General features: G+C 36.8%; 22 protein-coding genes and 1 tRNA gene. 13 read left to right on the top strand and 10 right to left on the bottom strand.

Annotation, left to right across the window (positions count from 1 at the left end; genetic code table 11):
• Positions 1-2: 2 nt before the first annotated feature.
• The gene (locus H6799_03530; protein ID USN97409.1) at positions 3-383 is read right to left on the bottom strand and encodes a hypothetical protein; all 381 of its coding nucleotides are present in this window, start codon (positions 381-383) and stop codon (positions 3-5) included.
• A 142-nt stretch (positions 384-525) separates the two neighbouring features.
• Positions 526-1,143 (bottom strand): exopolysaccharide biosynthesis protein, encoded by a 618-nt coding sequence (locus H6799_03525; protein USN97408.1) that lies wholly within the window; start codon positions 1,141-1,143, stop codon positions 526-528.
• 99 nt (positions 1,144-1,242) lie between these two features.
• Between H6799_03525 and H6799_03520 the strand changes: the two genes are divergently transcribed.
• The 6 genes from H6799_03520 to rnc all read left to right on the top strand — a co-directional run bounded on the left by H6799_03520 (position 1,243) and on the right by rnc (position 5,855).
• Positions 1,243-2,688, top strand: a complete 1,446-nt coding sequence (locus H6799_03520; GenBank protein USN97407.1) for a ComEC/Rec2 family competence protein — start codon at positions 1,243-1,245, stop codon at positions 2,686-2,688.
• Between the two features lie 28 nt (positions 2,689-2,716).
• Positions 2,717-3,607: a hypothetical protein gene (locus H6799_03515; protein USN97406.1), complete on the top strand. Its 891-nt coding sequence runs from the start codon at positions 2,717-2,719 to the stop codon at positions 3,605-3,607.
• 76 nt (positions 3,608-3,683) lie between these two features.
• Complete coding sequence (gene rpmF / locus H6799_03510) at positions 3,684-3,860, top strand: 50S ribosomal protein L32 (GenBank protein USN97405.1); 177 nt, start codon at positions 3,684-3,686, stop codon at positions 3,858-3,860.
• Between the two features lie 50 nt (positions 3,861-3,910).
• Positions 3,911-4,378 (top strand): transcription antitermination factor NusB, encoded by a 468-nt coding sequence (nusB, locus tag H6799_03505; GenBank protein USN97404.1) that lies wholly within the window; start codon positions 3,911-3,913, stop codon positions 4,376-4,378.
• A 21-nt stretch (positions 4,379-4,399) separates the two neighbouring features.
• Positions 4,400-5,026, top strand: coding sequence for an NUDIX domain-containing protein (locus H6799_03500; GenBank protein ID USN97403.1), 627 nt, complete (start codon positions 4,400-4,402; stop codon positions 5,024-5,026).
• Between the two features lie 34 nt (positions 5,027-5,060).
• Positions 5,061-5,855 (top strand): ribonuclease III, encoded by a 795-nt coding sequence (rnc, locus tag H6799_03495; protein USN97402.1) that lies wholly within the window; start codon positions 5,061-5,063, stop codon positions 5,853-5,855.
• A gap of 18 nt (positions 5,856-5,873) precedes the next feature.
• On the opposite strand, the gene H6799_03490 is transcribed toward rnc, so the two are convergent.
• A complete protein-coding gene (locus H6799_03490; GenBank protein ID USN97401.1) occupies positions 5,874-7,187 on the bottom strand; it encodes a hypothetical protein in 1,314 nt (437 codons plus the stop codon).
• Between the two features lie 185 nt (positions 7,188-7,372).
• Positions 7,373-7,447, bottom strand: a tRNA-Gly gene (locus H6799_03485).
• 52 nt (positions 7,448-7,499) lie between these two features.
• Between H6799_03485 and H6799_03480 the strand changes: the two genes are divergently transcribed.
• The 5 genes from H6799_03480 (at position 7,500) to H6799_03460 (ending at position 12,018) form a co-directional block, all read left to right on the top strand.
• Positions 7,500-7,895, top strand: a complete 396-nt coding sequence (locus H6799_03480; protein ID USN97400.1) for a type II secretion system protein — start codon at positions 7,500-7,502, stop codon at positions 7,893-7,895.
• Positions 7,896-8,125: 230 nt separating this feature from the next.
• Complete coding sequence (locus tag H6799_03475; protein USN97855.1) at positions 8,126-8,539, top strand: WhiB family transcriptional regulator; 414 nt, start codon at positions 8,126-8,128, stop codon at positions 8,537-8,539.
• Between the two features lie 72 nt (positions 8,540-8,611).
• Positions 8,612-9,463 (top strand): M48 family metallopeptidase, encoded by an 852-nt coding sequence (locus H6799_03470; protein USN97399.1) that lies wholly within the window; start codon positions 8,612-8,614, stop codon positions 9,461-9,463.
• A gap of 2 nt (positions 9,464-9,465) precedes the next feature.
• Positions 9,466-10,242, top strand: coding sequence for a ribosomal RNA small subunit methyltransferase A (gene rsmA / locus H6799_03465; protein ID USN97398.1), 777 nt, complete (start codon positions 9,466-9,468; stop codon positions 10,240-10,242).
• A 15-nt stretch (positions 10,243-10,257) separates the two neighbouring features.
• Positions 10,258-12,018, top strand: a complete 1,761-nt coding sequence (locus H6799_03460; GenBank protein ID USN97397.1) for an ABC transporter ATP-binding protein — start codon at positions 10,258-10,260, stop codon at positions 12,016-12,018.
• Here H6799_03460 and H6799_03455 read toward each other — a convergent pair.
• The 5 genes from H6799_03455 to H6799_03435 are packed head-to-tail and all read right to left on the bottom strand — an operon-like array spanning position 11,995 to position 16,766.
• Positions 11,995-12,414 (bottom strand): NUDIX hydrolase, encoded by a 420-nt coding sequence (locus H6799_03455; GenBank protein ID USN97396.1) that lies wholly within the window; start codon positions 12,412-12,414, stop codon positions 11,995-11,997. The genes H6799_03460 and H6799_03455 overlap by 24 nt on opposite strands.
• A 6-nt stretch (positions 12,415-12,420) precedes the next feature.
• Positions 12,421-12,831 (bottom strand): cytidine deaminase, encoded by a 411-nt coding sequence (locus H6799_03450; GenBank protein USN97395.1) that lies wholly within the window; start codon positions 12,829-12,831, stop codon positions 12,421-12,423.
• Positions 12,832-12,842: 11 nt separating this feature from the next.
• Positions 12,843-14,843 carry an NAD-dependent DNA ligase LigA gene (ligA, locus tag H6799_03445; GenBank protein USN97394.1) on the bottom strand — a complete coding sequence of 667 codons (2,001 nt, stop codon included), beginning with the start codon at positions 14,841-14,843 and terminating at the stop codon, positions 12,843-12,845.
• A 30-nt stretch (positions 14,844-14,873) separates the two neighbouring features.
• Entirely contained in the window at positions 14,874-15,671 is a 798-nt protein-coding gene (locus tag H6799_03440; GenBank protein USN97393.1) for a hypothetical protein, read from the bottom strand.
• A 60-nt stretch (positions 15,672-15,731) separates the two neighbouring features.
• The gene (locus tag H6799_03435; GenBank protein ID USN97392.1) at positions 15,732-16,766 is read right to left on the bottom strand and encodes a hypothetical protein; all 1,035 of its coding nucleotides are present in this window, start codon (positions 16,764-16,766) and stop codon (positions 15,732-15,734) included.
• Positions 16,767-16,823: 57 nt separating this feature from the next.
• On the opposite strand from H6799_03435, the gene H6799_03430 reads away from it, so the two are divergent.
• Both H6799_03430 and H6799_03425 read left to right on the top strand, forming a co-directional pair.
• Positions 16,824-17,789, top strand: coding sequence for a tRNA-dihydrouridine synthase (locus H6799_03430; GenBank protein USN97391.1), 966 nt, complete (start codon positions 16,824-16,826; stop codon positions 17,787-17,789).
• Between the two features lies 1 nt (position 17,790).
• The gene (locus H6799_03425) at positions 17,791-18,759 is read left to right on the top strand and encodes a hypothetical protein (GenBank protein USN97390.1); all 969 of its coding nucleotides are present in this window, start codon (positions 17,791-17,793) and stop codon (positions 18,757-18,759) included.
• A 17-nt stretch (positions 18,760-18,776) separates the two neighbouring features.
• Here the strand turns inward: H6799_03425 and H6799_03420 are convergent, their stop codons facing one another.
• Positions 18,777-19,481 (bottom strand): YebC/PmpR family DNA-binding transcriptional regulator, encoded by a 705-nt coding sequence (locus H6799_03420; protein ID USN97389.1) that lies wholly within the window; start codon positions 19,479-19,481, stop codon positions 18,777-18,779.
• Positions 19,482-19,539: the final 58 nt, after the last annotated feature.

The raw sequence follows: 19,539 nt of genomic DNA, 5'->3' as shown, positions 1-19,539 counted from the left end.
AACTAGGCGTTTATTCTTACATTGAGGGTAAAGGGTTGGGCCTCTTGTATACGGAGTTTGATCTTGTTTCTGTTTTTAGCAACTTTAAGATAGCTATAAATTGACCATGCAAGTAGACTACTTATTATCCCAGCACTAATCCAGCAAACATTAGTAAAAGTTAGCTCATAATTTGTGCCCATTATTTTTCCACTAATAATAAAGGTAAAAAGTTTATCTATCATGTGCAAACTTCCTAAAAAGTAAGTTGTAAAAGCAGAAAGAGTAATGATATTGGCCCAATAGCTAATCCTAGAAAGTTTCCAATCAAAAATAGGTGCCTCAACAAATGCATTTAAAGCATAGCTTTCACTTAGTTTTGTAATTGTTTTCTTTCTGCCCATAATAAGCCCCCATATTTAATTAAATTGTTAGTTTTTATTTAGATATTCTATCTTTCTCTGAATTATATTCTTCTCACGTGTATTGGTAAAAGCACTAACGTAATTAAAATAGTTGTGTTATGCACAACTTTGTATGTTTTAATCAAAAAACTCTTTGAAAGAGCTCAACAGCAGCCTTACCTAACAACAGCTGAATCAAGATCCCACTTGCACCAATTGTCCAGCCTATTAATGTCATTAGTCCATCCTTTAAGACTATGCCTGCTGATATTATTACCACTCCAAGTGCCGGAATTGTGTCAAGCCCAGAAAAAGGAGGCGCTGCAATTGTAGCAATTGCCAGTACAGCTACAGATAATCCTAGTAGTATATCTGATAATCTTCCTTTAAAAACCCAACTAAGCCTTGGGTTTGAATATTTTTCTAACCATCTTATTAATTTTACTAATCCAGGCAAAAGTTTATTCAAAAACAATTTGTTTAACTTCATCTTTCTCCAGCGCTTAGGTAGCCACAAGTTTTTTCTCCCCAAAATAAGCTGAGCAGAAAACAATACAGTAATGATCGCAAAGACATCAGTTACACCCCCTGTTGGTATCGGCAGAGCACTTGCCGCCATCATAAACATAAATAAAATTGCAAAAGTCTTATCACCAAAAAAAGTGTCAAGCTCTAGTAGTGATTTTGTATTATCGGACTTTAACCAGTTAGAAAGCTCAAAACTAAAGTCTTTTTCTAATTTAGTTTGCTTTTTGCTCATATTTGATCTTTATTCTAGCATTTCTATAGTCTAAACTAGATAAAGTAAGTTCACCTCTTCTCTCACTTTTTCCTTTCTTCTAAAACTCAGAAAATTCCTATGCTTACCAAGCCACAGCCTTTTAATCGCCAGTCTCACTTTATTACCCTTTTAAGCTTAGTTGTTTTATTGTCAATTTATTTAGGTAAGATATTTACTTTTAACTTTACAATACAAATATCTAAAGTTTGGACTGTAACTTTATTTACTGGAGCATTCTTAATCTATAAATCGAAACATAAATCAGGCAGACTATTAACCCTACTAATATGTACCGGTTTAATATTTATCAGCTCATCAAACTTTCAAAATAGTTTAAAAACTTATGATCAGTTATTTGGGAGACAGTTAAGTCTCATTGCCATCGTTCAAGATGATGCAGCTTATAACCAGTACGGTGATTATGAATTTAATATTACCAAAGTAAAGTTTATAGAAGACCAACAATACTTACCTGGCAGAATCAGAATTAGAACTAAGCAAAATATCGCAGTTTACAGGGGGGATAGTATATTTGTTGAAGGCAAGCTTAAGCCAGCATTAGGATCTAGAACAGGTTCAATCTCGTATGCAAATATTGAAGTCTTAGACTCAAGTCCATCTACTTTAGAAAAAGTAAGGTTAAAATTTTTTGCATCAGTCTATTCGTCCCTACCTGAGCCTCACGCTTCACTGGGCATTGGTTTTCTTGCAGGAGTTAGATCTTCAATTACCAAAGACTTTCAAGATCAATTATCGAGAGTAGGCTTAACACATATTATTGCCGTTAGTGGTTATAACTTAACAATTTTAGTCTTAGCCGTAAGTAAATTGGGTAAAAAACTTTCTAAGTATCAAAGAGCGCTTATATCTTTAAGCTTAATATTTACTTTTTTGTTAATTACTGGTTTCTCTCCAAGTGTAGTTCGAGCAGCAGTAGTATGTATAATCTCAATTTCATGTAGCTTTGTGGGAAGAAAAATATCACCACTAAACTTAATCTTAATATCCGCAGCAATTACATCTATCTTTAATCCCACCTATCTTTTAGAGGACATTGGTTGGTGGCTTAGCTTTTTAGCATTTTTCGGAGTCTTAATATTAGCTCCCGCAATAACAGATCAAATATATAGAAACAAAGATAAAAGACCAGGATTAATCATCTCAATGATTATAGAGTCTGTATGCGCCCAAATAATGACGGCACCGCTCATCGCACATGTATTTGGTACGTTTTCAGTAATATCCATTTTAGCCAACATACTAGTTGTGTCATGGATTCCTTTCATTATGCTCTTAGTTTTAATTGTAGGAGTTATCGGTATGTATGATTTTGAGCAGCTAAGATTTATAGCTCTACTGCCTAAAGTTATTTTAACGCCAATAATCATAGTGATTGAAAGATTGTCTTCCCTCTCTTGGGCTTCTATACAACTTAAGTTTAGTCAACTTGGTATGGTAGTTTGCTATCTATTAATTGGTGTCCTAATAAGATTATTAAATAAAAAGATAGTGAGAAGAGAATAAGCCTAATTATGGTAAGCTTAAAGTGCAAATGAAGAAAATTTTGACACACATTTCGCTAGTACTTTTTAGTTTAATATTTAGCCTAGGCTTCTTAAGTAATCCTAAAAATACATATGCGACACAGCAGACAGTTATTCTAAAACCAACAAAAGCCGAACTTGGTGTAGTCAAGATCTACCCTTTTGGTTCTTCAGCGCCAAGCTCAATTTATAGTAATGGTGGCACAGATTTAGCAAACTCTCTTTCTGAGGACGGACAGTTTGCTTTACTTGATCCTTCAATATCCGGTCCAATAGGATCACCCGGCACAAACTCTATTGTAATGTTAGATTATCAAAAAGATGTGATTTGTTTGGGTTCGCAAATCGAACAAGTAGTAGTGCATGCTATATGGAAGTCTGATATCGAACAAACACAGCCAACTTCCGCTGCTATATTAGTCACCACCGAAGATTACCAAGGTTACCCGAGCTTTGATATTAAGATGAGTGAGGATTCGTCTCAGGCTTCTTTAGATTCCAACGCTTTTGGTGGGTTGGTAAATCCAGCAGCATTAAATATCGAAGGAGCAAGTTTCTCTGGATTACTCAGTAATGAGTTGACAGAAAGCAGCTCTCCTGTCCAGATAATTCCATCACAATCACAGCTATCTAACCCATTGACAAAAATTGCAATAAGCATGGGAGAAACTGAACCAGAAGTGGTCACAGGTCTTTTGGACTACGCTTATTTAGAGGTGACTTATGACGATGCAAATTGTTCTCCAGAAGGGATTGGCATATCAACGGTTAAGCCACCAAAAACAGGGTCAGTCTTAACCGTAGGTATAATAATCGCTGCTAGTATTACTGCAATAGGTACATCGATTTTTGGAGTTAAAAAGACTAAGCTTAAACATCGTATTACTGAAAGAGAGTAGACTTTTTAGCTCTGTTAAGCTACAATATTAAATCGTAACACTGAACAATACTACACTTAATAAGATTAAATAGAAAATGGCAAAAAATACAGTCCCTAAGAGGCGAACCTCACACAGAAAAACTGGCCTTAGAAGGTCTCATTTAAGGTTAACACTAGCTAGAGCTGTTAATAGCAAGAGTCCGGTAAAAGCTTTTACCACAAAAAAAGAGAGCGGTAAAAAAGTCACTTCTCAAGTCCGAGCAAAAAAGTAAATATAAATCACTTCAATTTCACCTGACATTAGGTTAGAATTAAGCTAGTTATGGCGGCAAACCGGCACCTTGGCAGAATAGTAGCAATGCAGGCTCTTTACGAGTACTTTGTTCGGAGTAGTCTTAAAGATCCTAACCTTGCCATTGAAGATATATCTGCTAGAGCCCTTTCTGTCCATAGAGAAAACATTCAAGACACTGAGTTTGTTAGTAATGTAATAATCGGTGTAGTAAATAAACAAGAAGAGCTGGATAATCTTTGGCTACCATTCGCGACAAACTGGCCTCTTGATCAAATACCTATGGTAGAAGTGTCTATCATTCGTCTTGCAGTATATGAACTAAAGTTCCCATATCAAGACGTCCCCTATAAAGTTGCCATTGACGAAGCCGTGGAGCTGGCTAAACAGTTTGGTGGGGATAACGCTGCTAAATTTATCAATGGTGTACTCGGTAGTGTTTACAAAAGTATATCTCAAGATCAGAAAACCAAAACAAAAAACGTTAAAACTAAGTAATATAAATAACCAATAATAAAAATGTCTCAAAATCAAAAGAGTAATAAAAGAGTAAACTACTCCAATAATCAAGAGAGCAAAAATTCTTTTAGCAAAAGAGAAGATAAATTTAGCACTGAAGGACAAAACAAGCAACTTAAGTCGACTTCTCCACTAAAAAGCTTCGGCAGAATTGTTAAAAGACCTCTTATAAAAGAGGCTGTTAAAGAGGTAACTGCTGGAGGGGTGGTTTATAGGATAAATAAAGCAGGGGTTATAGAAATATTACTCGCTCAAGACTCAAGGGATAGGTGGACCATACCTAAAGGCCATGTAGAACCAGGAGAGATTACTAGCCAAACTGCAGAAAGAGAAGTTAGAGAAGAGACTGATCTTCAGGAGATGAAAGTTTATGAGCACTTGGGTAAATCCACTTTCCAGTATAGACGCCAAAATACTTTAGTATTAATGACTATGCACATCTTTTTAATTGAAGCACGAGGAGATACCTCTGCAATTAGAACAGTCGATCCATGGATGAAGAGTATTGGGTGGTTTGAGTTCTCTACCGCGCTCGACTTAATACAGTATGAGGCAATTGAGACATTAATGTTAGTAGGATTAAGAAAAATAAGAGAAAGAACTCCTGGAGCTAAAATATCTGCTTAAAGATTTAATAATTTGCTAAACTGGATATAAAAATATGCCACGACAAAGTTTAAAACCAAAACCTCAAGAAGTACCTCATGGGGTTCAATCTCAGAAATCAAATCAAAATTCCGGAATATTCTTCCAAGGTGTTGATATGTCAGATTATCAAACTTTCTGTAAAGAAATTATTAAAAAAGAGTTTTCAAACCTAGGCTTATTACTAAATGCTTTTACTCACCGGAGCTATGTAAATGAGCATAAGAAATCTAAATTTAAAAACAACGAGAGATTAGAGTTCTTAGGAGATGCAGTGCTAGAGTTGGCAGTAACTAGATATCTCTACTCAAAATATCCTGATGAGCCAGAAGGAGTACTAACAGCTTGGAGATCTGCTTTAGTCCGTACAGAAAGCATTGGCGCAGTTGCTGACGCCCTAGAAATGGATAAGCTCCTGAGATTAAGTAAAGGAGAAAAATTAAACCTTGAGAGGTCTCGTCTACAAATACTTGCAAATACTTTTGAGGCATTTGTTGGTGCGCTATATCTTGAATTCGGTTTTGGAACTGCAGAGCAGTTTATATCAGATAATTTACTAACCAAAACTCAGACTATGATAGAAACTGAGAGTTGGCGTGATCCAAAGTCTATACTGCAAGAACTAGCTCAGTCCAAGTTTGGTGTTCCACCTGTATACAGAGTTTTGGATGAATATGGTCCAGACCATGATAAAAGTTTTACTCTGGGTGCGTTTATAAAGGGTAAAATATATGGTCAAGGCACTGGACACAGCAAACAAACTGCACAACAAGCCGCCGCCAGTAAAGCTCTAGAGGAGTTAGGCGCTTAGATGGAGTAAATAGGCACTCTATTTTACTATCAGTTTACTCATCTTCATTTTTCTAATAGTAAATACGGTTATAGCAGTTAATGTACATATTAGAATGATTACAGCAAGCATTATTTGATTTACTAAACCAGACCTTGGTATCTTAGGTGTTATTGTTTGTGTACTTTGACTATTGTCTGCTAGTTCAAGACTTATAAGCTCAGTGGGAAAGCCAGTGCTATTTCCACCTCCATTTACTAAAGTGTCTGTATCAATAGAGAGCGCCCAAATCACTTTCGTTTTTTCTATATATGACATATACATAATATACTTTTTACCTATTTGTTCTGTTATTCTATAGCTTCCATCAAGATTAAGCCTTCCTATAGACCCTGTATATCCGTCATGAATATCAACAGAATAAAACCAGATTTCTCCATCTTTACCCACTGCTAGATTACTGAAGTAAGTTGTGGGCGCTTCAAACTTGTCGAATGAGTTATCGGAATTAATACGTATAAACTGATAACCACTATCGTTTGATGTTGTTGCCCAGTAGTTTCCATCTTTTGCCAGAACTGGTTTACTTAAAATTCCACCTCCACTAGCAATGCTTGTGTATACTCCACTACTTTTATTTAGATATCCAAATGATTTGCCATTATTGTCGAAGGGTACACCATAGTATCCAATTAATGTATCAGAAATCTGATACAAACCGCCTATATACCCTAGATCAGTTTCATAGGTATTAATTATGGATCCGTTTACAGGATTTATCCTTACTATTATGCCCCCAGGAGCACTATTACACACATCTATATCGCCTCCATAACCCCAAAGCTCCCCATTTGGCATAAACTCAAGTCCAAATAGTGCAGCATCACATCCATTAGCTTGTAGGCTGGGTAAGACGTAGTCAAATTTTTGACCTGTGGGCGTTATTTTATGTATGTAGTTGGTGCTACTTCCAGTGTAATTATTAACGTCAGCAACTTCTGTATCAGTAAACCAGATGTTATCGTCAGAGTCTATAGCGGTAGTCCCGAGGCTAGCTCTATCTTGTATATTTGGGCCAACACTAGGTATTGGATCTAACTTATATTGATTATTTAGAGGATCGAAAGTGACTATATTAAATTCATTTTCATTATTCGTACCCTCAGTTTTACCTGTGCGGAAGATAATCTTTCCCTCAGATGTAGTTACAAAGTTATTAAAAATTATATTTGGAACTTTATTATCTGATGGATAGCTAGTTATATTTGATATATAACTTTCAGCTCTTGTGCTTCCGGCTATAACAAGAGCAGAAACTAAAAGACTAAGTAATGTGAGGACGATTTTCTTCATTTCATAAATTAACTATACACTACAAGAGGTGATCACCACGTATATGTGTTATTAAAACGGTGCAAACGTTACTTAGTTCAGGCAAATTAGCAAGTACTCATGGATCTAAAACGAGCACCTTGCCGTTATCTTCGATAACTAAGCAAGCGTGCTCGTATTTTGTAATTTTTATAAAATCCTAGGCTTGGTGCGGGTGGAGAGAATCGAACTCTCATCGCCTGCTTGGAAGGCAGGAATAATAGCCATTATACCACACCCGCATCACTGTTATATTGTAACATAGAGTATATAGTTATGTTAAACTTAAGTAATATGAATCTAAAAAAACTAGATAACAAAGGATACACAGCTTTAGAACTATTAGTTGTAATAGTAATATTTTCCGTTCTAGGTATATTATTTTCATATTTACTCAGACAAAATGCAGCAGATGCTCGTGATGTCCAACGAAAACGTGATATTAGTGCGATTTACTTTGCCCTAGAGGCTAATAAAAAAGATGGTCAGTACCCTGAAGTCATAACTCAGGATAACTTAGTTGGTATAGATCCAGAAGCACTCGTTGATACAAATGGTATTATGCTTGGCAACTCAGGAGCAGAGTATAGATACTATCCGGCAGACTGCAGTAATGCTCTTTGTAAATCTTACGAGCTTAAAGTTACCTTAGAAAAAGAAGCAGAATTCATCAAAAAATCAGCCTCTTAAATATTTAATTAAATTAATTCTCTATAAAATTGTTGTTAAGTTTAGAGCTACTTTGCACTTAACTTATCATTTAAAATACTATACAAAGAGAGGTAGCAAACATGGCAGCAGGTACAACTGGTGGAGATTTATATTCTGGTAGTTTTTCCCCATCACCAACTTTGGATGATTTTCTGGGTGTTGAGCCATCAGATGAAGATCTAGAGTCAATCGAAGCAGATTTGGGTGGAATGGATACTGAAGATTGTCCTCCAGGCTATACTGACGAGGCGGAAGAGGCGCTTCGAAAACATAAATCAGAACATAGGGCTAGTAATGCTGGCTCTTTTGCTTCAAAGTCTAAAGTGTTAAGAGACGGAATAGAATCAAATGGATGGCAAGATTTTGCCAATTGTTTAGGGACTGATCCCGAACTTTTCTTTCCTGAAAGAGGGGCATCTACTAGAGAGGCCAAAGAAGTATGTAAAGGATGTGCAGTCAGAGAGGATTGTTTAGGTTACGCAATGTCTAAAGGAGAAAGGTTTGGCATATGGGGAGGATTAAGCGAACGTGAACGTAGACGTATTAGAAGTCAAAGAGCAATTGCTCGGCGGAAAGAGTTGGAGCAAGAAGTGGCAAAAGCATCAAGTGATTCTTCAACTTAATATTCTAATAGTAAGATAAAACCATATATCTATATGTGCCTTTTACTGAGGTAGATGATATAATAGGGTCATATGCATACACATTCGAGTTCTAAAAATAAGCTTAAATCAAACTTAATTATTGTAGGCCTTCTGGCCTTTACATCCCTTTTAGGTTGGCTCTATTACCAATTTACTGGCAATATATTCGGAGTCTATTATTCAGTCCTTTTCGGAGCAGTTTACGCTTTAATCAGCTACTTTACAGCCTCTAAAGTTGCTCTTAAGCTTAATAGAGCCAAAGAAATCTCAAAAAAAGACTATCCGAAGATCTTTAAAATGGTTGAAGGTCTAACAAAAAAAGCAGGACTGCCGATGCCAAAGCTCTATATTGTAAACGATTCTGCGGCTAACGCTTTTGCAACAGGAAGATCTCCAGAAAAAGCCCACGTAGCAGTAACGACCGGAATCTTAGAAGTTCTATCAGACGAAGAGCTAGAGGCTGTACTTGCGCACGAGATCTCACATGTCAAAAACTACGATATTCGTCTAATGATGATTGTATTTGCTTGCATTACATCACTAAACTTAATTCTCGACTTCTTCTTACGTTCAGTATTATTCGGAGATGATAACCGTGGTGGCTTCTTAAGCTATATTGTAATCTCAATTCTCTCTAGCTTTGTTGGAATATTAATCCAAGCCGCAATCTCTAGGCAGAGAGAATACGCAGCGGATCTCTCAGGGGCTGAGATAACTAACCAACCAAAACAACTTGCTAATGCTCTTAGGAAGATCAGCACTAAAGGATCTAAACTTAAAGTTCAATCTAGTGCTACTGCTCATCTATTCTTAGCAAATCCTCTAAAGGCCTCGTCTCTATCTAAATTATTTTCAACACACCCTCCAATTGAAGAGCGCATTAAAGTTCTAGAAAGTCTTTAAAAATGCCTGCTAATAAAAAGCTTGGTCAGCACTGGTTGCAAGATCCATTAATTCTGCAAGCAATTGCTGACTACGCTAAGCTTAATAAAAGTGATTTTGTCGTTGAGGTCGGACCAGGTTTAGGTACTCTCACATCTAAACTTTTAAAATCTGATGCTAAAGTTTTAGCAATAGAATTTGACGAAAAGCTAGCATCAGACTTACCAAAAAGCTTCCCAGGCAAAACTAATCTAGAAGTTGTAAATTCTGACATACGAACTTTTAACTTTGAGGAGCTCCAAAAGAATTACAAACTAGTAGCAAATCTACCTTACTACATCTCAGGTATATTTTTTAGAAACTTAATTGAGATGAAGAACAAGCCGTCACTGGCTGTAGTTTTAGTCCAGAAAGAGGTCGCAGAAAAAATGGCGCAGTCTCCAGAAAACGGTAACTCAAATAAACTTGCTATGCTTATAAACTACTTCTATAAAACAGAACTTGGGATTATTGTAGGTATAGAATCATTTTCTCCTCCGCCTAAAGTTAAATCTCAAGTTATTATTCTAGAACCAAGAGAAGAAACATTGTTTAACATAGACTTTAAAAGATATTCTCAACTTGTTAAGTTTAGCTTTTCGTCACCCAGAAAGACTCTAGTCAATAATCTCTGTGCAGGTCTTAGAATATCGAAACAAGAGGTCTCTACAAGATTGACCCAATTAAACTTAAACCTAGAGACCAGAGCAGAAGAATTAAGTTTAGAACAATGGCAAAAGTTATTCAGAATACTCGCTTAAGTTATAATAAATAAGATGCGTAGTATTTTTAAAATTTTAAAATTCTCTGGTCATTTATGGCGATACTATCTTGCAATTGGGCTTTTAAGCTTAACAGTAGCCATGCTCGGGCAAGTAATGCCGCTGATAACAAGAGAATTAATAGACGGCTTTAGTTCGGGAAGTCTTGTCAGGAACTCAGCGCTATTATTAGTTCTTGCCATATTTATAGCAGACATTGCTCAAACACTTCTTAATAACGTAAATGGATATTTTGGTGACCAGTTAAGCTTAAAAATATCAAACTTTCTTTCAGATAAGTTCTATGAAAAGATTTTAAAACTACCTCAGAATTACTTCGACCAAGAATTAACCGGAACCATTGTCTCTAAGCTTAATCGCTCAACAACAGGTTTGGCCGCATTTATGCAGGCTTTTTCTAATAACTTATTAGGATTCATAGCAACTACTGTATTCTCCCTATTCTTTATATTTAGTATTAGTTGGGTTGTGGGACTAGTTCTTCTTGCAATTTATCCTGTTTATATTCTAATGACAGTTAGAAGTTCCGGTACTTGGCAAAATTATGAGAACCAAAAGAACGAATTAAAAGATATCGCTGCTGGACGTTTTCAAGAGGCAATAAGTAACATAAAGACTATCAAAAGTTTTGCATCAGAGGATAGCGAGCATAAGTATTTTAACTCAACTTTGGAGAAGCTTACTCCAATACATAAAAAGCAAAGTATTTTCTGGAATAGGAAAGATGTCGAGAGAAAAGTTGTAGTAAACATAATATTCGGCCTTGTCTTTATAGCTATTGTTCAGCAACTTTATTCTGGAGCAATCACAATTGGTGATACAGTTGCACTAATTCAATTCTCGCTTTTAGTAAGAGTTCCAATCTTCATGATCTCATATTTAGTAAGTCAGCTTCAGGCTGCAACTGCTAGCTCCAGAGACTACTTCATAACTTTAGACCAGGTTGAAGAAGATAGATCTGCCACAGAAATCATAGATAAAATAAATGGTGAGATTAAGTTTAATAATGTCGAGTTTTCATACAAAAAAGGTGAGTCAGTTTTTAAAAACATAAACTTTGAGGTCAAACCAGGACAAAAAGTAGCTCTTGTTGGAGAATCAGGCCAAGGTAAATCAACGTTAGCACACCTACTTCTAAAGCTTTATCATCCATCATCAGGAACAATTCTCCTAGATGGTCACGACCTAAATAATCTAGAGACAGTATCGCTCCGTAAACAAATCGGTTTAGTCTTACAAGAACCCGCACTTTTTTCCGGAACAATTACAGAAAACATAGCTTACGGAAAACCTAAAGCTAGCAAAAAGCAGGTTATGGAAGCAGCAAAAGCTGCCAATGCAGACGGGTTTATCTCTAAATTCAAAGATGGTTACAACTCTTATATCGGTGAGCGTGGAGTTAAGCTTAGTGGAGGTCAAAAACAGCGCGTAGCAATTGCTAGAACCATTTTAAAAGATGCACCAATTCTGATCCTAGATGAAGCAACAAGCTCACTAGATTCTAAAGCCGAGAAAGAAGTACAAATTGCTCTTGATAATCTTATGCATAACAAGACTACAATTATTATTGCGCACAGGCTATCAACAATCTCTGGTGCGGATCTTATTGTAACTTTAAAGAATGGTCAGATAGATGAAGTTGGCTCACCAAAAGAACTCGCCAAAACTGGTGGGGTTTACTCAGAGCTTTTAGAGCTCCAAAACTCTGGCACAAAAGAAGCCAAAAAGAAGCTAGAGAAGTTCGACATCGGCTAAGCAAGCTCGTATACAATCTTTATAAAAGTTTGGTAAGTTTACTTCATCTAGTTCGCCTATCTCTAGCCACCTATATTCTGAGTGCTCAAAGCTTAACCTAGGTTCAAATTCCTGTTCAGCATAAAAAGCAAAGCAATATCTTTCCGCAGGCTTTCCATCACGCACCTTGGACTGAGTATCAATCAATTTAAGCTTAGTAGGGTCGACTTCGTAGCCAGCTTCTTCTAGACATTCTCGTGAAGCTGCATCCTCTAAACTCTCGCCAAAGTCTTTTGCTCCACCAGGGATATCCCATCTATGTGGATGATAGATGACCTTCCAAGAGCGCTTTAATACCAGGACTTTCGTCCCGCAAATAATTGCGACCTTGCACATCACCTTTTTATCTTCTTCCAAAGTTTTCTATATATTAACTTTCTCTACGTCCCATCCACCAAGAGGTAAAAGATCTTTAAGTTTAACTGACTTTGAGGCAGAAAGAACTACTTCAATATCTCCTCCATCTTCTACGATATTGTACATATAGTGTCTGCATGCACCACAAGGTGGTAAAACAAATAACTCCTTCTTTGGGTTATTATTCCAAACTGCAACTACCTTTTTTATTTTGTACGACTTGTTTGTAAACATATTACCAATAGCAATTCTTTCTGCGCAGCATCCTAGACCGGATCCGAAGTCTACGGAAACTCCTTTGAATACATTACCATCGCTAGTTAGTATCGCAGCGCCAACATCACCAACGCAGTCATCACCAATCCTTAAAGGATTAAGGACTTCTTTTGCCTCTTTAATCAATTCTAGGTTATTCATTATGTTATAAATTATATCAGTCGTTTAAATTCTTCTTCGTCGATTACTTTAGTTCCGAATTGTTCGGCTTTTTTGAGTTTTGATTCGCCAACACTTCCTCCTGCTACTAAATAAGTTGTGCCTTTTCCAACTGAGCTTTGGAAAGTTCCACCAAGAGCCCTAATCTTATCGGCAGCTTCTTCTCGGCTCATTCCACTGATACTTCCAGTTATCACAAAGCTTAAGCCTTCAAGCTTGCCACCCCTAACTTCTTCAACTTCTTGAGGTTCAACTTTATTCTTTTTAAACTTTTCTAGCAGTTCTTTGTTCTCAGGATCCCCAAACCAGGCCAAAATACTTTCTGCTACAACCTCTCCAATTCCTTCAACTTCTAATAATTCTTCCAGATTAGCTAAGCTTAATCTTTCTAATTTTTTAAACTTCTCAGCAAGATCAATTGCAGTCTGAGATCCAACCTGTCTTATACCTAAAGCATAAATAAATTTAGCTAAAGGTGGATTCTTTTTCTCGCTAATCGCATCAATTAGATTTCTGCTAGAAACTTCCGCAAACCTTTCTAAATTTAGAACATCCTCATATCTCAGGGAATAAAGATCAGCAGAATCTTTAATTAACTTAGCATCAAGCAAAGCCTCTACATTCTTTTCTCCCATACCTTCAATATCTAAAGCTCCTCGCGAGGCAAAATGTTGAATTCTCTTACTCACTCTTGCTGGGCATGAATTATTAGGACAGCGCCAAACAGCCTCATCTTCTTTTAGTTTAGTTAAAATAGTATTACACTCTGGGCAGTTCTTAGGGAAGCTAAACTCTTTCTCATCACCGGATCTTAAATCTTTTAAACTCTCAATTACGGCCGGAATTATATCTCCTGCTTTTTCTACAATTACAGTATCACCAACTCTAATATCTTTACGCTTAATCTCACTATCATTATGAAGTGTAGCCATAGAGACTGTAGTGCCCGCTAAGTTTACTGGTTCTAAAATTGCTACAGGAGTAGCAGAGCCCGTTCTACCGATACTTACAAAAATATCTCGAACTTTAGTTGTGCTTTGCTCGGCTGGATACTTAAATGCCACGGCTCCACGCGGAGCTTTACCAACAACTCCAAGTTGAGAATATACTTTTCTATCATTAATCTTAATAACAAAACCGTCTGTATTAAACTTAAGAACCTGTCTTTTTTCTGACCAACTGCTTATGTGTTTTTCTAAAGAATCGATATCTTCAAAGGTTTGCCAGGCTCCAGAAGTCTTAAAACCTAATTTCTTAAAACTCTCATAAACTTCTTGGTGAGTTGCTATGAAGCCATCATGGATTAAATCGTAAGCAAAAAAAGTAAGAGGTCGTGCGGCCACAAGTTTAGGGTCGAGCTGTCTGATGGTTCCAGCAGCTAAGTTTCTCGGATTAGCGTAAGTTTTAGAACCTTCTTCTTTAAGCTTAGTATTTAATTTCTCGAATTCATCTTTAAAGATAACAATCTCTCCACGAACTTCAGTTCTTCCTTTGCTAAAATCTTTATAGTCATTAAGCCTAAGCGGAATACTTTCTAAAGTTTTAATATTATTAGTCACATCTTCACCAATAAAACTATCACCACGAGTTGCTCCTCTAACAAGTAGTCCATCCTCGTAAACTAGAGAACACGCCAAGCCATCTAATTTAATGTCGGCAAAAAACTCTAACCTTTCATTAGGAGTAAATTTCTGAACTCGCGCTTCCCAAGCCTCAATTTCTTCTTTGCTGAAAACATCATTTAAGCTTAGCATTCGAGTTGCATGTTGAACTTTTTTAAAACCTTTAGCAATCTCACCCGGAATACTCTGCGTAGGTGAATCTGGAGTTACTAGATCTGGAAACTCTTTTTCTAACTCAGCTAATTCGTGTTTTAAGCTATCTGCAGCAGCCTCACTCATAGTGCTCTCATCAAGCACGTGGTAACGATAGCGATAATCATTAACTAACTCCCTAAGCTTATGAATTCTTTTTTCAGCAGATCTTTTATTCATCTATACTAATTAAGTTTAGCAAAGTGTATATTAAAGCATGAAAAGATTGGTATCATCTCTCCTAACTGCAATCTCAACTGCAAAATCTTTTTGAAAGCCCGGTTTTATAATATAAGCACCTTCAAAAGTGTCTAATGACTCCCCTGCACAAGTAGGTTCTACACAAGAATATCTCCCAGCGCCATCAGTCCACTCAATTAGATTTGGCAATCCACTAGTTAAAATAACAACTTCTAAATCACTTTGAGTTCTTATTGTCTGTATAGCAGATATTCCCATTCTTCTAGCTGTATCTGATCTTCTAGGTGTATTCATATGAAGCGTTTGATCAAATAGCTCATCAAAATATGGGTGAAATCCTGGAGCTACAATTATATCTCTATCAGATTTAGGAATGTCTCCTGCTCGACTTCTTGTGTTTCTTAAACTTAACATGGCGCAAAGGGTCGCATCGAACCTTTTGTCGCCAGCTTGTAGAATCTTATACTCAATCTGTTGCACTAAGCCACTAAATGGTCCTTCAGTCTGCACATGCGATAAACTAACCGAGCTACTACTTTCTGCATTGACCTCCCACTCAACATCTCTTGCATAACCGTGCTGGGGTTGTCCTAGTGCTTTCATTGAGTCGGGGAGACCAAAGTATGGAGAGCATAGATGCATACCTCCTCTTGTTTTTTGTGCACCATCCACATCAACAACTTGTTTTGGATAGAATACATTCATTCCATTTAGAGTTAGTTCTGCAACATGGGCCCCGGCCGGATCTACTAATGCCCCTAAACCTTTTCGAAAATCTTCGGCACCAATTCTAATTAGCTCTCCCATATTAACTATATATTATACAATATTATAGAGAAAGTTAACAGTTTTTATTTGGTTAGTCGTCTAAATGTTTTGCTCTTGGGCTCCTTCAAGAAGTTTTAAGTAAAGCTTGTACATCATCACATGTATAAGCGGTAGAGCGATTAAAAAGAAGAGGTCTAAGCTTAAGTTGGCAAATCTTGGTAAGTAAGTAACAAGAAGAAGTAAAAGAATTAAGTAGCTAAGGAAGATAAATAATATAAATACAGTGAGATGTCGTACCACCTCTAATCTTCTTCTAGAGACCATAATTCTTACTGCTTGCATGGCTTTTGTTGGGTAGACTCCAGGTACTGTTACGGCATAAAGAGAAATTATTGCCGTAGGTATAAACCAGAAAGTAAGTAGTCCAAAAAAGATTAGTACTATTGTCGCTGTATATTTTTCTAGGGCTCCAATAAACAGTCCTCGAGACATGCCGATATTATAAATTACTCCGACTAAAGTAAATGGGATGAGCTGGATAGCTATAAAACACATATTTAATACAAAAGGCACTAAATTGCTTGTTCCGTTATATAGAGCATCACGAGCTCTTAACTTATAGCCCTTGTGCAAATTTCTGATCGTATAAATAAATATCAAGCTAAAAATTATTGCTAGGAAGAATTGCGCCCAGCGAGCAAAATCAGTTGCATCACTCCTGTAAGTAAATAAAGCCCCAGATAAAGTTTTAAACTTATCTGCTATGCCTGGGCTAGCTCCTGAGTCATTAGCCTGTTTAAACAAATCTGGCAAATTTATATTTGGAGTTGCATATGCTAACAAAAAATAAACCCCAATATAGCTGAGTAAGATTATGGTCAGAGTCTTCCAATGCTCACCAATAAACTTCAGGCTATCAGCAATAAGCTTAGTACTTTTTTCAATTTTTTCAATTTTTTGTTTTTTGGATTTTTTAAAAGACTTTGGCGCTCCCTCAATCTTTCTATTATCAACTTTTCTCTTTAACCAGTTAGAGAACTCTTTATACATTAATTTAAATTCTTTTTTTATCTTTGAAAGAATATTTGTATTTTTTTTATTAGCTTTATTTTTACTAGGAATATTTGATGCCATAGGTGATTAAGTTAATTTTAGCATATAGAGAGTTTCATCACTGTTATAATAAGAATAATGATATTCAAAAAGAAGACAGTTTGGGATAAGCTCCCAAAGCCGTTTACGGTTCTTGCCCCAATGGAGGCTGTAACGGATACAGTCTTTCGAAGAGTGGTGATTAAAGCCGGGCGTCCGGATCTCTTTTTTACAGAATTCACCAATGCCGAAGGTTGGAACTCCAAACAAGGTAATCACGTAGTTGGTAGGAGACTTAAGTTTAAGAAAGTAGAGAAGCCACTCATTGCCCAAATTTGGAGCTCTAGCCCAGAAAACGTCGCCAAAATGGCTAAAGACCTTAAAAAACTTGGCTTTGACGGCATCGATCTTAATATGGGTTGCCCTGTCAAAACTGCCACTAAGCACGAATCCGGCTCTGCATTAATTCGTAACCCAGAGTTAGCCGGCAAAATGATTCAAGCTGCAAAAACTGGCGGTCTTCTTGTTTCAGTCAAAACACGTTTAGGTTATTCAAAAGTAGAGGAGTGGCCAGAATGGCTCGGGTTCTTACTAAACCAAGATATCGCAGCGCTTACAATTCACGCAAGAACAAAAAAGGAGATGTCTAAAGTTCCCGCACACCATGAATTATTCTCAAAGATAGTTAAGCTTAGAGATCAAATATCTCCTAATACTTTGATTATCGGCAACGGTGATATTATGTCTAAAACAGAGGGCTTAAGCTTAGCTAAAAAACATAACTTAGATGGCGTAATGATCGGGCGTGGAATATTCCAAAACATCTACTGTTTTAGAGATGAGCCTAGATCTGGAACAAAAGAAGAGTTAATTGAGATGTTAAATTACCACATCCAACTTTTTGAAGAAGAGCTAAAAGAACATCCAGAAAAAAAGTTTGAGCCATTAAAAAGATTCTTTAAAATTTACATCAGAGACTTCGACGGCGCAGGTGATCTGCGGGCTAAACTCATGGAATGCAAAAGCCTAGAAGAAGTGAAAATCTTGCTTAAAACACAAATGTAAAATGAGCGATTTTAGGGACACATACGCAATTTCTAGGCCAACAGTTGATGATGTATCAAAGACCAAGGAACTAACTAGAGTTCTGATAAAGAGTAATGGTATATACAGGATTAACAATAGCCTAAACAACATACTCAACGTAAAGCCGGATTACGGAATAAATTCATTAAAGAATAAAGCAGGATCCTGGGTAGATCTGCTTATGGATATTGATACTAAAACTTTATATAAAATAAGGAAATGGCTCAAAGATTTTACAGTTGAAGTTGCTAATTCGGGTAATTTTAAAGAGGTGCACTTTAAAGGAGACACAGATTCAATGGTGGCCGACTTTAAGTCAGCATCTATAAAGCTTCATGAGGAAGGATACTTGAGGGTATCTCCTCGAGTAAGATTTAAGGCCCATAGACCCATCATTATGGGTGCAAGGCTAACTCCCTTATTACGAGATGTGGGCGCAAGCTATAATATTGCGAATAAAGCAATTGAGCTTAACTACCCATACTATAGAGTTGATGAAGAGCTTATATTCCATGAACTTTGCCATGCCTACTTACAGTCTTTCGTTGAAGGGTCATTCTTTAATAAGTTCCCTAGCATAGTCGAAGGTACTACAGAGCTTATGGCATTAAGGCTGTTATCAATATCAAGAAACGAAACATTAAAAAAGAGCATACCGAGAACACATACATATTTTGCTCGTACAGAGATAGTCAAATTATTATGCAATAGGAGCAAGGGTAAGATTATTGAGGAAGATTTTGTATGGGCAACATATGATAGGAGATGGTTAAAAAAACTTCAAACTAAGCTTAATAATTGTTACGGAAATGTTCTTGGGACCAAAGACGTACTTAACTATATCGAGAAAAAACTTAAGTATAAGAAACATAATATCTTTAACGATGATTTCTCGAACTTATCTTTAAAGGTTCTCTCTGATCTTAAAGTAAAACTAAAAGCTTTATAGCTCAAGAATAATCTATTTTAAGCTTCAGCATTATGGCTTACATTTACCACATCCTGGAGCTCTTCAAGAGCATCAATAATCTTTTCTAATTTCTGCGTCGCCTCTTCATCAATAGGAACATGATTTTTAGGCTCCCAGCTGAGCTCAGCACTTTCAGTCTCCAAGCCCGCCTCGTTTAACTTAAGTTTAACAGAGTGCAGATCTTTCGGGTCTGTATATGCAACAATAATGTCGTCTTCCTCATTAGCATCTTCAGCTCCAGCTTCTAGTACCTCTAAAAGCGCATCTTCTCCGCTAGCCTTAACTACAATTACACCTTTTCTTTCAAACTGGAAAGCAACGCTTCCGCCCTCTCCAATACTGCCACCAAACTTAGAGAATGCATGTTTAACTTCTGGATAGGTTCTATTACGATTATCAGTTGCGCATTCAACCATTACAGCAACACCAGCTGGTCCGTAGCCTTCGTATAAAACTTCCTCTAGTTGAGCAGCATTCTTATCAGAAACTCTTTTAATCGCTCGCTCAATGTTGCTCATTGGCATGTTAGCGGCCTTGGCTTTTTCAATCACCGCGGCAAGAGATGGATTAAATAGAGGATCAGTACCTGCGCGAGCAGCAACTGCGATTTGGTTTCCGATACGCGTGAACAAAGCTCCGCGTTTAGCGTCGTTGACTCCTTTGGCGCGTTTTATCTGCGCCCACTTGCTATGTCCTGCCATAATATATAAAGCTTAATTTTAGCATATTGAGCCACTTTAAAAATTTACGGCCGCTTAA

The organism is Candidatus Nomurabacteria bacterium (assembly GCA_023898665.1).
Lineage (GTDB): Bacteria > Patescibacteriota > Saccharimonadia > Saccharimonadales > HK-STAS-PATE-42 > HK-STAS-PATE-42.
Note: the sequence above shows the minus strand (reverse complement) of the source record. Positions and strands in the feature narration are given on the sequence as shown.